The organism is Bradyrhizobium sp. RD5-C2, from assembly GCF_019972155.1.
Taxonomy (GTDB): Bacteria; Pseudomonadota; Alphaproteobacteria; order Rhizobiales; family Xanthobacteraceae; genus Bradyrhizobium.
This window is the reverse complement of sequence record NZ_BOVL01000019.1, coordinates 659,301-678,016: the sequence shown is the minus strand read 5'-3', so window position 1 is coordinate 678,016 and position 18,716 is coordinate 659,301. Positions and strand designations below refer to the sequence as shown.

The 18,716-nt window shown below is 64.9% G+C and carries 17 protein-coding genes; 9 read left to right on the top strand and 8 right to left on the bottom strand.

Annotated features, from left to right (window positions below; translation table 11 throughout):
• Positions 1–110: 110 nt before the first annotated feature.
• Positions 111–920 (top strand): transporter, encoded by an 810-nt coding sequence (locus BraRD5C2_RS24220; protein ID WP_223972203.1) that lies wholly within the window; start codon positions 111–113, stop codon positions 918–920.
• Positions 921–1,044: 124 nt separating this feature from the next.
• Here the strand turns inward: BraRD5C2_RS24220 and BraRD5C2_RS24215 are convergent, their stop codons facing one another.
• Entirely contained in the window at positions 1,045–2,337 is a 1,293-nt protein-coding gene (locus BraRD5C2_RS24215) for an MFS transporter (protein ID WP_223972201.1), read from the bottom strand.
• Between the two features lie 244 nt (positions 2,338–2,581).
• On the opposite strand from BraRD5C2_RS24215, the gene cyoA reads away from it, so the two are divergent.
• The 7 genes from cyoA to BraRD5C2_RS24180 are packed head-to-tail and all read left to right on the top strand — an operon-like array spanning position 2,582 to position 9,493.
• Positions 2,582–3,748 carry a ubiquinol oxidase subunit II gene (gene cyoA, locus BraRD5C2_RS24210; protein ID WP_223972200.1) on the top strand — a complete coding sequence of 389 codons (1,167 nt, stop codon included), beginning with the start codon at positions 2,582–2,584 and terminating at the stop codon, positions 3,746–3,748.
• Positions 3,749–3,758: 10 nt separating this feature from the next.
• Complete coding sequence (gene cyoB / locus BraRD5C2_RS24205; RefSeq protein WP_223972199.1) at positions 3,759–5,762, top strand: cytochrome o ubiquinol oxidase subunit I; 2,004 nt, start codon at positions 3,759–3,761, stop codon at positions 5,760–5,762.
• Positions 5,759–6,388 carry a cytochrome o ubiquinol oxidase subunit III gene (gene cyoC, locus BraRD5C2_RS24200; protein ID WP_223972198.1) on the top strand — a complete coding sequence of 210 codons (630 nt, stop codon included), beginning with the start codon at positions 5,759–5,761 and terminating at the stop codon, positions 6,386–6,388. The genes cyoB and cyoC overlap by 4 nt, the downstream gene beginning before the upstream one ends.
• Positions 6,385–6,777, top strand: coding sequence for a cytochrome o ubiquinol oxidase subunit IV (cyoD, locus tag BraRD5C2_RS24195; protein ID WP_223972197.1), 393 nt, complete (start codon positions 6,385–6,387; stop codon positions 6,775–6,777). The genes cyoC and cyoD overlap by 4 nt, the downstream gene beginning before the upstream one ends.
• A gap of 2 nt (positions 6,778–6,779) precedes the next feature.
• On the top strand, positions 6,780–7,610 hold the full coding sequence (locus tag BraRD5C2_RS24190) for an SURF1 family protein (RefSeq protein ID WP_223972196.1): 831 nt from the start codon (positions 6,780–6,782) through the stop codon (positions 7,608–7,610).
• On the top strand, positions 7,582–8,967 hold the full coding sequence (locus tag BraRD5C2_RS24185) for an ATP-binding protein (protein WP_223972195.1): 1,386 nt from the start codon (positions 7,582–7,584) through the stop codon (positions 8,965–8,967). Before BraRD5C2_RS24190 ends, BraRD5C2_RS24185 begins: the two co-directional genes overlap by 29 nt.
• Complete coding sequence (locus BraRD5C2_RS24180; RefSeq protein ID WP_173640164.1) at positions 8,957–9,493, top strand: response regulator transcription factor; 537 nt, start codon at positions 8,957–8,959, stop codon at positions 9,491–9,493. The genes BraRD5C2_RS24185 and BraRD5C2_RS24180 overlap by 11 nt, the downstream gene beginning before the upstream one ends.
• A 71-nt stretch (positions 9,494–9,564) precedes the next feature.
• Here BraRD5C2_RS24180 and BraRD5C2_RS24175 read toward each other — a convergent pair whose 3' ends face one another.
• Positions 9,565–9,963: a nuclear transport factor 2 family protein gene (locus BraRD5C2_RS24175; RefSeq protein ID WP_223972193.1), complete on the bottom strand. Its 399-nt coding sequence runs from the start codon at positions 9,961–9,963 to the stop codon at positions 9,565–9,567.
• 219 nt (positions 9,964–10,182) lie between these two features.
• Between BraRD5C2_RS24175 and BraRD5C2_RS24170 the strand changes: the two genes are divergently transcribed.
• On the top strand, positions 10,183–10,650 hold the full coding sequence (locus BraRD5C2_RS24170) for a hypothetical protein (protein WP_223972191.1): 468 nt from the start codon (positions 10,183–10,185) through the stop codon (positions 10,648–10,650).
• Here BraRD5C2_RS24170 and BraRD5C2_RS24165 read toward each other — a convergent pair.
• From BraRD5C2_RS24165 to BraRD5C2_RS24140, 6 genes are all read right to left on the bottom strand, one after another.
• Positions 10,631–11,851: an MFS transporter gene (locus BraRD5C2_RS24165; protein ID WP_223972189.1), complete on the bottom strand. Its 1,221-nt coding sequence runs from the start codon at positions 11,849–11,851 to the stop codon at positions 10,631–10,633. The genes BraRD5C2_RS24170 and BraRD5C2_RS24165 overlap by 20 nt on opposite strands.
• A gap of 114 nt (positions 11,852–11,965) precedes the next feature.
• Positions 11,966–12,625 carry a LysE family transporter gene (locus BraRD5C2_RS24160; RefSeq protein WP_223972562.1) on the bottom strand — a complete coding sequence of 220 codons (660 nt, stop codon included), beginning with the start codon at positions 12,623–12,625 and terminating at the stop codon, positions 11,966–11,968.
• A 112-nt stretch (positions 12,626–12,737) separates the two neighbouring features.
• Entirely contained in the window at positions 12,738–13,532 is a 795-nt protein-coding gene (locus BraRD5C2_RS24155; protein WP_171947894.1) for a CarD family transcriptional regulator, read from the bottom strand.
• 430 nt (positions 13,533–13,962) lie between these two features.
• Positions 13,963–14,301 carry a ferredoxin FdxA gene (fdxA, locus tag BraRD5C2_RS24150; RefSeq protein WP_092120017.1) on the bottom strand — a complete coding sequence of 113 codons (339 nt, stop codon included), beginning with the start codon at positions 14,299–14,301 and terminating at the stop codon, positions 13,963–13,965.
• 195 nt (positions 14,302–14,496) lie between these two features.
• Positions 14,497–14,781: an RNA-binding S4 domain-containing protein gene (locus tag BraRD5C2_RS24145; protein WP_223972185.1), complete on the bottom strand. Its 285-nt coding sequence runs from the start codon at positions 14,779–14,781 to the stop codon at positions 14,497–14,499.
• A 21-nt stretch (positions 14,782–14,802) separates the two neighbouring features.
• Positions 14,803–18,333, bottom strand: a complete 3,531-nt coding sequence (locus tag BraRD5C2_RS24140) for a helicase-related protein (protein ID WP_223972184.1) — start codon at positions 18,331–18,333, stop codon at positions 14,803–14,805.
• Positions 18,334–18,716 lie beyond the last annotated feature (383 nt).

Sequence of the window (18,716 nt, the reverse complement as noted above, 5' to 3'; positions counted from 1 at the left end):
GCACTTGTTGTTGAAGTTTTTTGCCGCCGACGAGGAATATCCGCGTCATCAGCCGATCACTATCCTAGCTGCCACCTCCGCAGCGGCGCCGGGTTTTTGGAGCATCCCCAGTGTTTCACAATCGGTTCGGCGCCGTCGCTCGACTTGCCGAACTCGGGTGCGTGGTTGCTGCGATCACCCTCGCAGCAGCCACCGCCGCGCGCGCGGACGGTTGTCCCAAGCCGAGCGACGAAATTGCGACCGACCGGCCCGACGTCACCAATTCGAGTATCGTCGTGCCGGTCGGGAGCCTGCAGAGCGAAAACGGCGTCAACCTGACCGGCCGCAACACTGGCCGCAGCATCGACGGCAGCAACAGCCGCTGGCGGCTCGGCATCGCGCCCTGCCTCGAAATCCTGATCGACCTGCCGAGCTATACCGGCACGATGAGATCGCCGGGCGCTGCGGGCTTTTCCGACGTCGCGCCGGGGATCAAATGGCAGATCAGCCCGGTGCCGGGAAGGATCGACCTTTCGATCACCGCGGGTGTCGCGCTGCCGACCGGCGCAGTCGCCATCGCCGGGCGCGGCGCGCAGCCCTACATCCAGCTGCCATGGTCATGGGAGCTGCATGACAGCTGGGGCGTCAGCGGCATGTTCACGGAATTCTTCCGACCCGCCGAGCTGACCGGCCAGCACATGTCGGAAACGACCTTCGTGATCGAGAAGAAATTGACCGAGCGGATCAGCGTGTTCACCGAATATGTCGGCGACTATCCCGACGGCACACGGCCGATCCAGCTGATCAATTCCGGCGGCCTGTACCGGCTCACGCCGACCCAGCAGCTCGACCTCCACGTCGCGTTCGGGCTCAACCGCAACTCGCCGAACTACATCGTCGGCCTCGGCTATTCATTCCGCGTCGACGGGCTATTCCGTTAAACGAAGCTCCGCAGCCCGGATGCAGCACAGCGCAATCCGGGGCAGATCCATCCGCAGTGAGAGCGGCCCCGGATTTCCGCTTCGCTGCATCCGGGCTACAAGCAGAAGGAGACGGGCCGCGTGACTAATTGACTTCCGCCTCGCGCAGGCCGCTCAGCCACAGCGCGAGCAGCGTCCACACCGCGCCCGACAACAGATACGCACCGGCCGAGATCAGGCCGAAATGCGTCGCCAGCAGCAGCGCGGCGAGCGGCGCGAAGCCGGCGCCGAACAGCCAGGCGAAATCCGAGGTCAGCGCCGAGGCGGTGTAGCGATAGGTCCGCGCGAAGTTCGAGGCGATCGCGCCGGATGATTGGCCGAACGACAGGCCGAGCAGCACGAAGCCGAGCACCATGTAGACGGTTTCACCGAACGCCCCGGCATCGAGCAGCTGCGGGGCAAAGCCGCTATAGACCGCGATCGCGACCGCGGACCCCAGCAGCAGCGGCTTACGCCCGACGCGGTCGGCGATCATGCCCGAGGCGATGATCGCGACGACCCCGACCATGGCGCCGATCATCTCGATGATCAGGAAGCGCACCGGGCTTTCCCTGGTGAACAGGAACACCCAGGACAGCGGAAACACCGTGACCATGTGGAACAGCGCAAAGCTCGCCAGCGGCGCGAAGGCGCCGAGCAGGATGTTGCGGCCCTCTTGCGCCACGGTCTCGCCGACCCGCGCCGGCTCGAGGTCGCGGCTTTCGAACAGCTCGGAATATTCGTCCGTCGCGACCATGCGCAGCCGCGCGAACAGCGCTACCACGTTGATGGCGAAGGCGACGAAGAACGGATAGCGCCAGCCCCAATCGAAGAAATCATCCGCCGAGAGGTTGCCGGCGAAGAACGCAAACAGCGCGCTCGCCACGATCAGCCCGAGCGGTGCGCCGAGCTGCGGCACCATCGCGTACCAGCCGCGGCGATTGACCGGCGCGTTCATCGCAAGCAGCGAGGCGAGGCCGTCCCAGGCGCCGCCCCAGGCGAGGCCCTGCACGACGCGCGCGGCGGCGAGCAGCCAGATCGCCGCGACGCCGATCGTGTCGTAGCCAGGAAGGAACGCGAGCGCGACCGTGGCGGTGCCGAGCAGGAACAGCGCGATGACAAGCTTGGCGCCCTTGCCGTGGCGGCGGTCGACCGCCATGAAGATGACCGTGCCGAGCGGGCGGGCGGCGAAGGCGAGCGCGAAGATCCCGAATGAATAGAGCGTGCCGGTCAGCTCGTTGACGAACGGGAACACCAGCTTCGGAAAAACGATCACCGAGGCGATCGCGTAGACGAAGAAGTCGAAGAACTCCGACGTTCGCCCGATGATGACGCCGATGGCGATTTCGCCGGGTTTCGCCTGCCCGTGACCTGACGCGGTCGGGGTGCCGTGAGCCATTGCTGGGGCCTGTGCCATCGCCGGAGAACCGTCCTTTGGAGCGTGATCCGGAAAAGTGGAAACCGGTTTTCCGAACCGATCATGCTCAAGCTAGATGAGGCCACGGGCAGCCTTTGCCACGCGGTCCACCTCACCTTCTGATCTCCTATCCCGCAGTGCAACATTGGACAAATTGTCCAATGTCAACTTTGCTGCATCGCAGCTACCCCTTGGCAGAACTCATAAAATTCAAGTGGGGTGAGCCGTGCGCGCCTTGAAATTATTGGCCTTATTGCCGTTCGCGGCGCTCCTTGGCGGGTGCGATTTCGTCGTCCTGGCCCCTGCCGGCGATGTCGCCATCCAGCAGCGCGACCTCGTCGTGATCTCCACCGTGCTGATGCTCATCATCGTGCTTCCGGTGATGGCGCTGACCATCTTCTTCGCCTGGCGCTATCGCCAGTCCAACACCGCGGCCCCCTACGAGCCGGAGTGGGATCACTCCACCCAGCTCGAGCTTGTGATCTGGTCGGCGCCGCTTCTGATCATCATCTGCCTCGGCGCGCTGACCTGGATGGGCACCCATCTGCTCGATCCCTACCGCTCGCTCGGCCGCATCGCCGCCGACAAGCCGATCGAGAGCAAGGACGCCCCGCTCAATGTCGAGGTGGTCGCGCTCGACTGGAAGTGGCTGTTCATCTACCCGGATTACGGCGTAGCCGCCGTCAATGAGCTCGCAGCTCCGGTCGATCGCCCGATCCGCTTCCGCATCACGGCGTCCTCCGTAATGAACTCGTTCTACATCCCTGCGCTTGCCGGCCAGATCTACGCGATGCCCGGCATGGAGACCAAGCTGCACGCGGTCGCCAACAAGGAAGGCACCTATCGCGGCTTCTCCGCCAATTACAGCGGCGCCGGCTTCTCCGGCATGCACTTCGAGTTCAAGAGCCTCTCAAGCGCCGATTTCGACAAGTGGATCGGCACCGCGAGGGCGAGCGGCAACATGCTCGGCCGCACCGACTATCTTCAGCTCGAGCGTCCGAGCCAGAACGATCCGGTGCGGCTCTATCGCTCGGTCGACCGCGATCTCTACAAGGCGATCCTCAACATGTGCGTCGAGCCCGGCAAGATGTGCATGAGCGAGATGATGGCGATCGACGCCAAGGGCGGCCTCGGCCGCGAAGGCCTCAACAACACGCTGCCGCTGACTTACGACAAATACGCCCGCCGCGGCGCGCCGCTCGGCACCGAGCCGACCTTCGTCGCCGGCATCTGCTCGATGGACGAGATCAAGGACGCGCCGTCGCGCGACGTTCTCGCGCCGCTCGACCTGACGCCGCTGCGTGGCGTCGGGCTGAAGCGCCCGCCGTTCTCTCCCGCCCATCCGTCATCGACATCCTTGCTGCTCGGCCAGCGCCCGAAATCAGACTCCTGAGGAGCGCCGCATGAATCCCGATCTCATCAAGATGATCTTCGGCCGCCTCAACCTGGACGCGCTGCCGCTGCACGAGCCGATCCTGGTCGGCACCTTCGCGGTGGTGGCGACCGGCGGCCTCGCGCTGTTCGCGATCGTCACCTACTTCCGGCTCTGGACCTATCTGTGGCGCGAGTGGTTCACCACCGTCGACCACAAGCGCATCGGCATCATGTACATGATCCTCGGCATCGTGATGCTGCTGCGCGGCTTCGCGGACGCGCTGATGATGCGCCTGCAGCAGGCCATCGCCTTCAACGGCTCCGACGGCTACCTCCCGGCCCATCACTACGACCAGGTCTTCACCGCGCATGGCGTGATCATGATCTTCTTCGTGGCGATGCCGCTGGTGACCGGCCTGATGAACTACGTGGTGCCGCTGCAGATCGGCGCCCGCGACGTCTCCTTCCCCTTCCTCAACAATTTCAGCTTCTGGATGACGGTCGGCGGTGCCGTGCTGGTGATGATGTCGCTGTTCGTCGGCGAATTCGCCCGCACCGGCTGGCTCGCCTACCCGCCGCTGTCCAATATCGGCTACAGTCCCGACGTCGGCGTCGACTATTACATATGGGGACTGCAGGTCGCCGGCGTCGGCACGACGCTGTCGGGCATCAACCTGGTCTGCACCATCGTCAAGCTGCGCGCGCCCGGCATGACGATGATGAAGATGCCGGTGTTCACCTGGACCTCGCTCTGCACCAACGTCCTGATCGTCGCCTCCTTCCCGGTCCTGACCGCAGTGCTGGCGCTGCTGTCGCTCGACCGCTACGTCGGCACCAACTTCTTCACGAACGACTTCGGCGGCAACCCGATGATGTACGTGAACCTGATCTGGATCTGGGGCCACCCCGAGGTCTACATCCTGGTGCTGCCGGCGTTCGGAATCTTCTCGGAGGTGACCGCGACGTTCTCCGGCAAGCGGCTGTTCGGCTACACCTCGATGGTCTACGCCACCGTCGTCATCACCATCCTGTCCTACCTGGTCTGGCTGCATCACTTCTTCACGATGGGCTCCGGCGCCAGCGTCAACTCGTTCTTCGGCATCACCACCATGATCATCTCGATCCCGACGGGCGCGAAGATGTTCAACTGGCTATTCACGATGTATCGCGGCCGCATCCGCTTCGAGCTGCCGATGATGTGGACGGTGGCATTCATGCTGACCTTCGTGATCGGCGGCATGACCGGCGTGCTGCTCGCCGTGCCGCCGGCCGATTTCGTGCTGCATAACAGCCTGTTCCTGATCGCGCATTTCCACAACGTGATCATCGGCGGCGTGCTGTTCGGCCTGTTCGCCGGGATCAACTATTGGTTCCCGAAGGCGTTCGGCTTCAGGCTCGATCCGTTCTGGGGCAAGTTGTCGTTCTGGTTCTGGGTCTCGGGTTTCTACTTCGCCTTCATGCCGCTCTATGTGCTCGGCCTGATGGGCGTGACCCGCCGGCTCCGCGTGTTCGACGACCCTAGCTTGCAGATCTGGTTCGTCATCGCGGCCTTCGGCGCCTTCCTGATCCTGCTCGGCATCGGCGCGATGCTGGTGCAGTTCGCGGTGAGCATCCTGCGCCGCGAAGCGCTGAAGGACACCACCGGCGATCCCTGGGACGCGCGCACGCTGGAATGGGCCACCTCGTCGCCGCCGCCGGATTACAACTTCGCGTTCACGCCCGTGGTCTACGACAACGACGCCTGGTGGGACATGAAGCGCCGCGGCTACAGGCGACCGCTCACCGGCTTCAAGCCGATCCACATGCCGTCCAACACCGGCACCGGCATCATCCTCGCCGGCTTCGCGACGGTGATGGGATTCGCCCTGATCTGGTACATCTGGTGGCTTGCCGCCGTCAGCTTCGTTGCGCTGCTCGCAGTCGCGATCGGCCACACCTTCAACTATCACCGCGACTTCCACATCCCGGCGGATGAGGTAGTGCGGGCTGAAGAGGCGCGGACACGCGTTCTCGTCGCGGGAGCCCAGACATGACCGTTGCTACCGTCTCCACACAAGGCTCCGAACCGGTCTTCCACGTCATCGACGAGCACGCGCATCCGGAAGGCGCCAGCACCATGCTGGGCTTCTGGATCTACCTGATGAGCGACTGCCTCATCTTCGCGATGCTGTTTGCGACCTATGGCGTGCTCGGCGGCAACTACGCCGCGGGCCCGGCGCCGAAGGACCTGTTCGACCTCAAGCTGGTCGCGCTCAACACCACAATGCTGCTGCTCTCCTCGATCACCTATGGTTTCGCCATGCTGACGATGGAGAAGTCGAAGATCGGACAGACGCAGCTCTGGCTCGCCATCACCGGGCTGTTTGGCCTCGCCTTCCTCGGCATCGAGCTCACCGAGTTCGCCCACATGATCCACGAGGGCGCGACGCCGCAGCGCAGCGCCTTCCTGTCGTCGTTCTTCACGCTAGTCGGCACCCACGGCCTGCACGTCACCTTCGGTCTGGTCTGGCTGGTGACGCTGATGGTGCAGACTGCGCGCTTCGGCCTCACCGAAGCCAACCGGCGCCGCCTGATGTGCCTTTCCATGTTCTGGCACTTCCTCGACGTGGTCTGGATCGGCGTCTTCACCTTCGTCTACCTCCTGGGAATGCTGCGATGACAACAGAAGCCCGCACTCTCGAAGCCAATGCCGGCGGCCACGGCCATGATGACCATGGCGGCGCGGCCCACGGCTCGCTGAAGACCTATCTGATCGGCTTCGGCCTCTCCGTCGTCCTCACCGCAGTGCCGTTCTGGCTGGTGATGACCGGCGCGATCGCCGACAAGCAGGTCACCGCGCTGATCGTGCTGGTGCTCGCCGCGGTGCAGATCGTCGTGCACATGATCTACTTCCTGCACATGAACACGCGGTCCGAGAACGGCTGGACCATGATGGCGATGATCTTCACCGTGATCATGGTGGTGATCGCGCTGACCGGATCGCTCTGGGTCATGCATCATCTCAACGTCAACATGATGCCGATCCACGACATGAGCCAGATGCCGTGACAATGCGGTCTGCCAGACCATCGCTTGTGCTGCTCACGCTCGGCATGCTGGGCGTGGTGCTGCTGAGTGCGCTCGGTATCTGGCAGATCGAACGCAGGACCTGGAAGCTGGCGCTGATCGAGCGGGTCGAGCAGCGCATGCATGCGGCGCCGACGGCACCGCCGCCCCCCTCGTCATGGCCGGCGGTCACGGCCGCGAGCGACGAATATCGCCGCGTCACCTTGCGCGGCACCTTCCTCAACGCCGACGAGACGCTGGTGCAGGCCGTCACGACAGACGGTCCCGGCTTCTGGGTGCTGACCCCGCTGCAAACGGCTGACGGAACCACGGTGCTGGTCAATCGCGGCTTCGTCCCGCCCGACCGGCGCGATCCCGCGACACGGCGCGACAGCGTCCCGCAGAGCGCCGTCAGCGTCACCGGGCTGCTGCGGATGTCAGAGCCCAAGGGCGGCTTCCTGCGTAGCAACGATCCCGCGGCAGGCCGCTGGTATTCCCGCGACGTCGCCGCAATCGCCGCCACGCACGGATTGCCGCAAGTAGCCCCCTTCTTCGTCGACGCCGATGCGACGCCCAATCCGGGTGGCTTTCCGGTGGGCGGGCTCACGATTGTGCGGTTTCCGAACAACCACCTGATTTACGCGCTGACATGGTTCGCGCTGGCCTTTATGCTGGCCGGCGCACTCCTGCGCGTCATCAGCGGCAGGGGCCGCGCCGGCGCCTCCGATCCAAGGTGGAGTTCAAGGCGCGCCGCCGTGCGCCGCCTGATCGGCGCAGCCCGCAATCTGTCTCGCGACACAGGCCCAGATGCTCGAGCGCACATCGGATCTGCATGACGAAAACACCGCGACCGGCATCGCAGTGATGCCATCCGCCGTGAGCGCGGCTGCCGGCATGCCATTCGACCTCTCAGCGCCCACCGACCTCGCGACCAATCGCAAGAACATGGCCCTGCTGGTCCAGCTGCGCTGGATCGCCGTGATCGGCCAGATCGCCACCATCGGCTTCGTGCAATTCTGGATGGGCGTCGCGCTGCCGCTGCTGCCGATGGCGGCCGTGATCTTCGGGCTGGTCGCGCTCAACCTCGTCAGCCTGCTGTGGCTGCGCTACCGCGCCGACATCAACAACCGCGAACTGCTGGTCGCGCTGGCGCTCGACGTCGCGGCGCTGACCGTCCTGCTCTATCTCGCCGGCGGCGCCACCAATCCCTTCACGTCGCTCTACCTGCTGCAGGTGACGCTTGGCGCGGTGCTGCTCGATGCCCCCTCGACCTGGTCGCTGGTGGCGCTGGTCTGCATGAACTTCGCCTGGCTGACCAGCTACTACCGGCCGCTGGAGCTACCGCAGCAGGGCTTTGCCGAAGCTTTCAATCTCTATATCGCCGGCACCTTCATCGGCCTCGTGCTCGACGCCGTGCTGCTCGTGGTGTTCATGACCCGGATCAACCGCAATCTGCGCGATCGCGACCTCCGCCTCGCGGCGCTGCGCCAGCACGCCACCGAGCAGGACCACATCGTCCGGATCGGCCTGCTGGCCTCCGGCGCCGCGCACGAGCTCGGCACGCCGCTCGCCTCGCTCTCGGTCATCCTGGGCGATTGGCGCCGGATGCCGGCGCTCGCCTCCGATCCCGAGCTGTCGCAAGACCTCGGCGAGATGGAAATATCGGTGCGGCGCTGCAAGTCGATCGTCACGGGCATTCTGCTGTCGGCCGGCGAAGCTCGCGGCGAAGGCTCCTCGCCGACCACGGTCGCGGCGTTCCTGACGGCGCTGGTGGAGGAATGGCGGACGACGCGGCCGTCGGCCACGCTGTATTTTCGCAACGCCTTCGGCACGGATCTCGCGATCGTGTCCGACGTCGCGCTCAAGCAGGCGATCTTCAACGTGCTCGACAATGCCGCCGAGGTCTCGCGCGACTGGATCGAGCTGATGGCCGAACGCAATGCCGACAAGCTCGTGCTGTCGGTGACCGATCGCGGCCCGGGCTTCTCGCGCGAGATGCTCGCGCATGTCGGCAAGCCGTATCAATCGACCAAGGGTAGTCCCGGCAGCGGCCTCGGCCTGTTCCTGGTCGTCAACGTGGTGCGCAAGCTGGGCGGCGTGGTGACGGCGCGCAACCGGCCGGATATCGGCGCCGCGGTCAAGCTCGAGCTGCCGCTCTCGACGCTTGCGATCGGAGACCCTCTTGACGGATGAACGCCAGCTCCTGATCGTCGAGGACGATGCGGGCTTTGCCCGCACGCTGAAGCGCTCGTTCGAGCGCCGCGGTTACGGCGTCGCGGTGTCGGCCTCGCTCGACGAGGTCCGCGAATTGCTCGAGCAGCAATCGCCCGGCTATGCCGTCGTCGACCTGAAGCTCGCCGGCGGCGCATCGGGCCTTGCCTGCGTCGAAGCGCTGCACGCGCATGATCCTGACATGCTGATCGTGGTGCTGACCGGGTTTGCCAGCATCGCGACCGCGGTCGAGGCGATCAAGCTCGGCGCCTGTCATTATCTGGCCAAGCCGTCGAACACCGACGACATCGAGGCCGCGTTCCTGAAGGCGCAAGGCAACGCCGCCATCGAGGTCGGCGCGCGGCCGACCTCGATCAAGACGCTAGAATGGGAGCGCATCCACCAGACCCTGATGGAGACCGATTTCAACATCTCCGAGGCCGCCCGCCGCCTCGGCATGCACCGCCGGACGCTGGCGCGCAAGCTCGAGAAGCAGCGGGTGAAGTAGCAGGAAGAGGCGGATGACGCCGGCGACACACGCGAATGCGCGGCTGATTCAGCCGGCCGCCTCCCGCTCCGTCACGTCATCGCGGCGACATCCGCCGCAGTGTCGATGTATTCCTGAAAGCGGACCGCTTTTCCTTCGCGGTACTTGAAAACGTGGGCCCATTCGTTCTTGACGGTCTTGCCTGTCTTCTTTGCCCGTGCCGTGAGCGTACCCAAGACCACGACGGTGTCGCCCTGCTCAATCATCTCACGCGGTGCAAACTCGCTGAATTCGAGATTCTCGCCGACCTGGACGAAGAAGTTTGCAATCTGCTGCTTTCCCTTGAAGGTCCCAGCCCAAGGCAATTTATCCTGGGGACCTGGCGTTATCCACGTACAGTCGTCATCGATCAGATCTCTCATGAGCGCTGGAATGTCACCACGTTGAAAGGCCTCATAACCCTTCCTGGTTGCCTCAACATTGGATGTCATCGGATTTCTCCTCGCTGCAAATTGATGGGTCACTTCAATGTCGATCAAATGGCGGCTGGGCGGCCAGCATAACATGCCGCGCTCCGATTGCCGTCGTCATCCGTGAAGACGATTCTGGTCAGGATTGCTTACGTGGCCTTCAGGCCGTTCGGTACCCGGAGCCACGCCTCACCTCGATCAGGAGGTTTCGCTTCATGCGGGCTACGATTGGAGAGCCGCGTGCACACGCCGTTGCCGCTCACTCCAGTGCCGGTGTATAGCGACAGCATGAGCAACGCCGACAATCTGTTCCGGCCGCACGCAGATGGCCTCGACGACGCCAGCATGATCGCGGCCGCGATCCGCTGCATCGACGATTTCACCGATAGGTTCAACGCCCGCGACCTCGCCGGCGTGGACGCACTTCTGCACTTCCCGCACGTGATCCTGTCCGGCGAGCAGCTCGTGATCTGGGAACGGCCGGGCCAATTGCCAGCGTCGTTCTTCGACGATCTGGCGCGCACCACGGGATGGGCGAAGAGCACCTATCAGCGCAAGGAGCCGGTGCTGGTCAGTCCGCGCAAGGTGCATTTGGTGGTCGAATACAGTCGCGACCGCGCCGACGGATCGATTGCCAGCCGTCACCGCAATCTGTGGATTGTGACGTCGGAGAACGGCCGCTGGGGCATCAAGCAGCGCTCGTACTGAGGGCGCGCCGCGGCAGCAGCAGCGGCGTCGCCAGCAGAACCAGCCCGCTCAGCGCGATCGCTGTCCGGACACCGGCGAAGCCCGCCAGCACGCCCCAGAGCGCCGTCAGCACCGCGATGGTTGCGCTGCTGGTGATCGTCCAGGCCGAGAGCACGCGTGCGGTCCGCTCCATCTCGATCTGGGCCAGACGATACGCAGCAAACACCGGGTTGAAGATGCCGGCGCAGGTGACGAGACCGAACTGGAGCGCAAAGACGACGGCGATGCCCACAGTACCGTTCGGCATGAAGGCGAGGCCGAGCGACCAGCAGGCGCGCAGCGTACCGGCCGCGAGCAACACATTGTGCTGCCCGAAGCGCGCAGCGAGCGAAGGCGCGAGCCGTGCGCCGATCAGGCCACCGATACAAGGCGCCCCGAATGCGAGCCCGTACTGCCAGGGGGCAAAGCCGAGATCGCGCAGCATCAAGACCGCAAGCAGCGGCGCCGTCGCCATGATCAGGCCATTGACCAGCACGGTGTTGAAGAACAGCAGGCGGAGCACCGGATGCGCGAGGATGGCCCGCCATCCCTCGATCAGTTCGGCCGCGCGAAATCCCTGCGCCTGGCGTTGGGCGGGCGCGGGCTCGCTCCCGCCGATCCGCCGGATCGCCAGCGCCGAGAGCAGGAAGCCGATCGCGTTGGCGATCACGGTCACCACCGGGCCGAGCACGCCGATCGCAGCGCCGCCGAGCGGCGGGCCGATCGCGGTCGCGGTCCAGGTCGTGGCTTCGAGCCGCCCGTTCGCGATCACCAAATCGTCCGGCCTGACCAGCGCCTTCAGGCAGACGCCGCTCGCGGCACGGAACGCGATGTCCGAGGCCGCCATGATGACGGCGACGACAACGAGCTGGACGAAGGTCAGCCGCCCCAGCACGAACGCGAAGGGAACGCTGATCGTGGCGGCGAAACGAAGCAGGTCCATCGCGATCATCACCGGTCGCTTGCGACGGAACTCGATCCAGGGCCCGAGCGGCACCGCGACCGCCGCCCCTGCCAGCAGGCCGACCGCTGCGAGCGCCGAGACCTCCTCCGGCCTTGCATGCAGCACGAGGATGGCAAGCAGCGCGAACGCGTCGAAGGCGACCCAGGTCCCGAAGGTCGAGACCGCAAACGCGGTCCACAGCCAGTCGTAACCGCGCCCCAGCGACCGTCCTGCAAGCATGCCGCGCCCCTCGCTGGTCCTAATATCTCGCCGCCAGCGCGGCGCAGCAGGTCATGAGTCGCGGCGATCAGCCAAGGGGCGATTTGTGCATGCCGGGCTCGAACTGGTCGCGCGCTAGCTCGCTTTTTCGGTAACGAGCTTCAGCCCCAGGCCAATGAAGACGACGCCGCTGACGCGGTCGATCCATTTGCTGACGCGGGAAAACGCCGCCCGCATCCGGGGCGTCGTCATGAAGTAGCTGACGCCGACAAACCAGAGGATCAGGCAACTCGCCATCACCAGGCCGTAGCCAAACCGGACCATGGCCGGCGTGTGGACGCTGACGACGGTCGCGAAGATTGAAAGGAAAAAGAACACCGGCTTGGGATTGAGGGCGTTGGTGGCGAAGCCAAGGACAAAGGCCTTGATCAACCCCTGTTCGGCAACGGGCTTTTGCGAGAGAGCAAGCGTGCGGTCCGGCGGCGAGGTGTTCTCCACCGTGAGCGCGCCGGCACGCAACGCCTTGATCCCGATGTAGACGAGATAGGCAACACCGCACCATTTGACGATGTTGAACAGCGCGACCGATTTCGAGATGATCGCCCCAAGACCAAGGATCGTATAGCTGATGTGAAACAGCAGAGAAACGCCCAGGCCGAATGATGTGACGATGGCCGCCCTGCGGCCGTGAACCATCGACTGACGCAGGACCATGGCGAGATCGGCGCCAGGCGAGACGATCACAAGGGAAAAGATCGTCATCAACGTCACGAGTTCGATCACATAGGCGCTCATCGAAATTCCTCGCAAGGCGCTATTCGGCGCGGCCAGCGCAGACGCTGACAGAAGTGCGGAGACAAAAAAGCCCGGTCTCTCGACCGGGCTTTTCGAAATCCTGCAACGCTGCTTAGGCGGCTTCGTCTTCGACGGCGGTATCGTCGCCATCGGTGTCGGCATCCTCACCGTCGGCATCGCCCTCGCCTTCACCCTCGGCTTCCGCCTTGGCGCCGCGGCGCGGGCTCTTGGCGAGCTGGCCTTCGATCTCCTTGATCGCCTCGGTCTCGGTCGAGTGCTGGACGACGGCAATTTCGCGCGACAGACGGTCAAGCGCCGCTTCATAGAGCTGGCGTTCGGAGTAGGACTGCTCGGGCTGCGATTCCGAACGATAGAGGTCGCGGACCACCTCGGCGATCGCGACGATGTCGCCCGAATTGATCTTCGCTTCGTATTCCTGGGCGCGGCGCGACCACATGGTGCGCTTGACGCGGGCGCGGCCCTTCAGCGTCTCCAGCGCCTTCTTGACCAGCGCCGGCTCCGACAGCTTGCGCATGCCGACATTGGCGACCTTCGCCGTCGGGACGCGCAGCGTCATCTTGTCCTTCATGAAATTGATCACGAACAGCTCGAGCTTGGCGCCCGCGATCTCCTGCTCCTCGATCGCCAGGATCTGGCCGACGCCGTGAGCGGGATAGACGACGAATTCATTGGCCTTGAAGCCCTGGCGCTGGGTCACGACCTTCTTCGGCTCCTCGACGCGCGGCGCGGCGGCCGGCTTGGCAGCAACCTTCGGAGCAGCGGCGGGGACGGCAGCCTTCGGGGCGGCCGGCTTCGGCGCAACAGCAGCAGTCTTGGGGGCGACCTTCGCAGCAGCGGGCTTCGCAGCTGCCGCTTTCGCGGCAGTCTTGGCAGTCTTTTCTGGCATCACGCTTCTTTTGTTCTTTGAGGACTTTGCAGCCGCCGCCTTCTTGGCCCCCTTCACGGGCGCCTTGGCACGGCCCTTGGTTGCGCTGCGAGCAACGACAGCGGCTTTCTTCGTCGTCTTTGAAGCACTCTTTTTACGCGTTTTCTGTGACACAGCCTGCGCGCGGAAACTGCCACGCCCCTGTTCGATGTTTGCGGGAACCTCGAAGCCACAAGGTACGCATGGCAAGGGGTTCTTGGCCTGTAATGGTGCAGATATAGCACATTTTCCGCAAAAATCAATGGTTTACGCCCGATTCCGGGCATAACAGGGCATCCTCAGGTCATATGTCCGTCATTAGGGTTAAATCGGCGGCCGAACGGTGGGCCGCCGCAGTCCAGGCCCGCCCTTATCGGGGTAGTCCCGACGGCTGTAGGGAAACGTCAGCGAATCAGTCGCCGCTGCCCGGATTCGGAGAAAAATATTTTTCGAACTTGCCTTCCTTGCCTTCCCACTCCTTGGCGTCCTCAGGCGAGTCCTTCTTCTGGGTGATGTTCGGCCAGCTCTTGGCATACTCGGTGTTCACCTCGAGCCACTTCTCCAGCCCCGGCTCGGTGTCCGGCTTGATGGCGTCAGCCGGGCATTCCGGCTCGCACACGCCGCAATCGATGCATTCGTCAGGATGGATGACCAGCATGTTCTCGCCCTCGTAGAAGCAATCGACGGGGCAGACCTCGACGCAGTCGGTATATTTGCACTTGATGCAGGCTTCAGTGACGACGTAGGTCATCCAAAACTCCGGAACGATCGATTTTTCTGGGGTTGCGTAGCGCAGGAATACCGGGGCCGCAAGGGAAGCCGCCTCCGAAAAACGCCAGTATTCTCACGCCCCTGCCACCAATTTTATCGGGAGCATGATCCTGATCGGAAAACCGGACCCCACTTTTCCGGATCATGCTCAATTGAGATAGCAAGCGCTAGATAACTACTCCTTGCCGGCCTGCAAATTGCCGGCCTGCAAATCCTCATACAGCACGCGTGCCGCACTGGCATCGCCGCGCCGCTCGGCAAAGCCCGTCACCTTCAGCACGCGGACGCTGTTGTCGAGCGCTATGGTGACGACGTCGCCCGCCTTCACCGCATGGCCCGGCGATTTCTCGCGCGTGCCGTTGATGCGGACATGACCTGATGCAACGAGTTCAGCCGCGCTGGTGCGGGCCTTCACCACCCGCGCGTGCCACAGCCATTTGTCGAGCCGCTGTCTGTCCAAGCGTCAGACCAAGGGGTTGGATTATTCCTTCCGGCCGGCGAGCTGCTCTTTCAGGGCAGCGAGCTTGGCGAATGGCGAGTTCGGATCGATCGGACGGTCGCGCTCGCGCGGCGCGCTCGACGCGTAGGGCCGATGCGACGGGCCGCCCTCGCGCTTGTCGCGGCCGCCCTTGCCGAAATCACGGCCGCCGCGATCACGATCACCGCCCTTGCGATCACCACCACCGCCGAACTTGTTGTCGCGGCGACGCTCATTGTCGCGATCGCGCCCCTTGCCCTCGAAGCGCTCGCGGCGCTGGCCCTTGTCCTCGCGCGGCGCGCCATCGGCCGGCGCGGCAGCAACCGGCGCAGCGCCGTCAGCGGGCGCGGCTGGACGCGGCACGCGGAAATCCTGGTGGCGGCGCGGCCGGCGATGATGCTCGCGCTTCTCGCCCTCGCCACCGCCTTCCGTGGCCTGTGCGCCCTCGGCGGGCTTGTTCTGATGACGGCCGCGATTGCGATCGTGGCCGCGATGATGCGGACGGCGCTCGTCGGAGCGGCCGCCGGGACGCCAGACTTCGACCATTTGCGGCTCGGCCGGCGTCTCTGCAGCAGCAGGCGCGGCCTCGGCGCTTGCTGCGTCAGCGCTCGCGGCCTCCGCAGGCGCGTCGGCGGCGGGCTCTGACGGTGCCTCAGCAGCCTCGGGCGGCGTCTCCGCGGTGGCTTCCACGGCAGGCGCGGGCTGGGCTGCAACTTCGGCAGCGGGCGCTTCAGGCGCGGGTTCTTCGGCGACAGCGGGCTCTGCGGCAACCTCTGCCACGGGCTCGGGCTGGGCCTCGATGACAACCGGCGTCGCCTCGCTGGCGGCCACCTCGGCAAAGCCGACGTCGGGCAGCAGCGCAGCGGACGGCGCGGGATCGCCGGACACCGGCTGGTCGACGGCGGCTTCGGCCTCGGGCGCAGCGGCGGCCTCCGGCGCATCGGCCACCACCTCGGCGGCGGCATCGACCGGCGCGTCTGCGGCGGCGTCGGACGTCGTCTCGACCGGCGGCGTCTCGGCGGCGATGGTCTCGGCACTCTCAGCCGGCGCAACCTCGACAGCCTTCGGCGGCAGCGGCGGACGGCGGTCCATGCGGTAGCCCAGCGCGCGCAGGATCGAGGCAAAGTCCTCGCCAGCGGAGCCGGTCAGCGAGGTCATCGCCTGGGTGACGACAAAGCCGCGGCCATCGAACGCACCAGCGGGCTTCTCGCCCGGCGAGGTCTCGCGCCAGGCCAGCGCCGGACGGATCAGATCAGCGAGCCGCTCAAGGATATCGACGCGCACCGCGCGCTCGCCGCACTGGCGATAGCCGAGCACGCGATAGCCGTCGCGCGGCAGGGCCTTGTCGACCGGGAACGAGGTGCGGCCGCTGGAGGCGAGATGCTGCACATTCGACAGCGCGCCCATGTCGACATTGCTCTGCTTCTCGGCCCATAGCAGCGACGCCAGCGAGCGTGCCGCAGGCTTCAGGAGCTGCGGGAAATAGATGTGATAGGCGCCGAAGCGCACGCCGTATTTGCGCAGCGCGGCGCGCGAGGGCTGGTCGAGATCCTTCATCTCGGCCGCGATCTTGCTGCGCTCGAGCACGCCGAGCGCCTCGACAAGCTGGAAGGCGATGCCGCGGGCGATGCCCTGGATATCCTCGGCCTTGGATAGTTCGAACAACGGCCCAAGCAGCTTTTCGATATGCGTCTTGAGCCAGAGATCGAGCCGGGTCTGCACGGCTTCGCGCGAGGCGCCGGTCAGCCGCTCGTCGGAAATGATGCGCAGCCGCGGATGCAGCGCGTCATCGGCGGCCACCAGCTTGGCCACCGCATCGCCGGTCCAGCGGATGGTGCCGTCGGAGGTCAGCACGAACTGCTCGTCGGGGGCGGCGCCCAGTTTCTCGGCACGCGTATCGATCTCGCGCGCCAGCACCTGCTGGGCAGCGGCTTGCAGCGCCTTGGCGTCGCTGCCGGCCTCGGCCGCATCAGGTGCGAAGGTGAAACCATCGAGCCGGCCGATCACGTGGCCTTCCACGATCACTTCACCGGTCTTGCCAATTTCCGTATTCAAAACTGAGTTCTCCCGCAGGCGGCGCATCAATACACTGGTCCGCCTGTCAACGAAACGCTCCGTGAGCCGTTCATGCAGCGCATCGGATAATTTATTTTCGAGATCGCGCGTGATCCCCTGCCAGTGGTCCGGGTCGTAGAGCCAGTCGGGCCGGTTGGCAACGAAGGTCCAGGTCCGGATTTGCGCGATCCGGCCCGATAGCGTGTCGATATCGCCGTCGGTCCGGTTGGCCTGGTCGACCTGGGCGGCAAACCATGCGTCAGGGATACGACCCTTTTGCATCAGGAAGCCATACAGCGTGGTCACGAGTTCGGCATGGGCGGCCGGCGCCAGCTTTCGGTAGTCCGGAACCTGGCAGGCCTCCCACAGCCGCTCCACCGCGGCCGCCCCATGCGCGAATTCGCGCACCTCGGCGTCGCGTGCGACATGTTCGAGCACCCGCAGGTCCTCGGCCACCGGGGCCCGCGTCAGTGCCTCATGATTGGGCGACAGCGCCAGCGACACCTGCAAGGCGCCGAGCGAGGAGAAGTCCAACTTGGCGTTGCGCCATTGCAGCATCTTGACGCTGTCGAAGGTGTGGTTCTGCAGCGCATTGACCAGCTCCGGCTCGAACGGCGCGCAGCGGCCCGTCGTGCCGAAGGTGCCGTTGCGCGTGGCGCGGCCGGCGCGGCCCGCGATCTGCGCGAATTCGGCCGGCGTCAGCCGGCGGAACTGATAGCCGTCATATTTACGGTCGGAGGCGAAGGCGACGTGATCGACGTCGAGATTGAGCCCCATGCCGACCGCGTCGGTGGCGACGAGATAATCGACGTCGCCATTCTGGAACATCTCGACCTGCGCATTGCGCGTGCGGGGCGAGAGCGAGCCCAGCACCACGGCCGCGCCGCCATGCTGGCGGCGGATCAGTTCGGCGATCGCATAGACCTCATCGGCGGAGAACGCGACGATTGCTGTTCTACGTGGCTGCCGCGTGATCTTGCGATCGCCTGCGAATTCGAGCTGCGACAGCCGTGGCCGCGTGACGATCGAAGCGCCCGGCAACAGCCGCTCGATGATCGGCCGCATTGTGGCTGCACCCAGCAGCAGCGTCTCGTCGCGGCCGCGGCGGTTGAGCATGCGATCGGTGAAGACGTGACCACGTTCGAGATCGGCCGCGATCTGGATCTCGTCAACGGCGAGGAACGAGACATCGAGATCGCGCGGCATCGCCTCGACAGTCGAGACCCAGAAGCGCGGCGCCTTCGGCTTGATCTTCTCCTCGCCGGTGATCAGCGCGACATTGTCGACGCCGGCGCGAGCCGCGACCTTGTTGTAGACCTCGCGCGCGAGCAGCCGCAGCGGCAGCCCGATCAGGCCCGACGAATGCGCCAGCATGCGCTCGATGGCGAGATGCGTCTTGCCGGTGTTGGTCGGCCCCAGCACCGCAGTGACGCCTGCGCCGGGCACGCGGTCATTTCCGAACGAAGTTGAGAAAGCCATATTTTGCAGGTGTTTCTTTTATTGTCCGGCGGCTGTCAGCCGTCATTGCGAGCGAAGCGAAGCAATCCATTTCGCGTGCGCATCGGCACGATGGATTGCTTCGTCGCTGCGCTCCTCGCAATGACGCGGAAATCCGGAAACTGATCGATCATGGGCATCATCTGAGGCGAATCTGTCTCACAATGCGACGCTTTCTGCGCCGCCCTTAAGCTTCGGAACGAGTCTAGAACGAATCGCGGCCGAATCGGTGACTCCATTCCAGACCTGAAACGTTCACCGCAACATCTCGGGCAGGCTGACGGCGGCGGCACTAGATCAAGTTTGAAAGGCCTCCACAAGCACAGGATATGCGGACTGAATTCCTTAAATTCCAGAGGCGGACG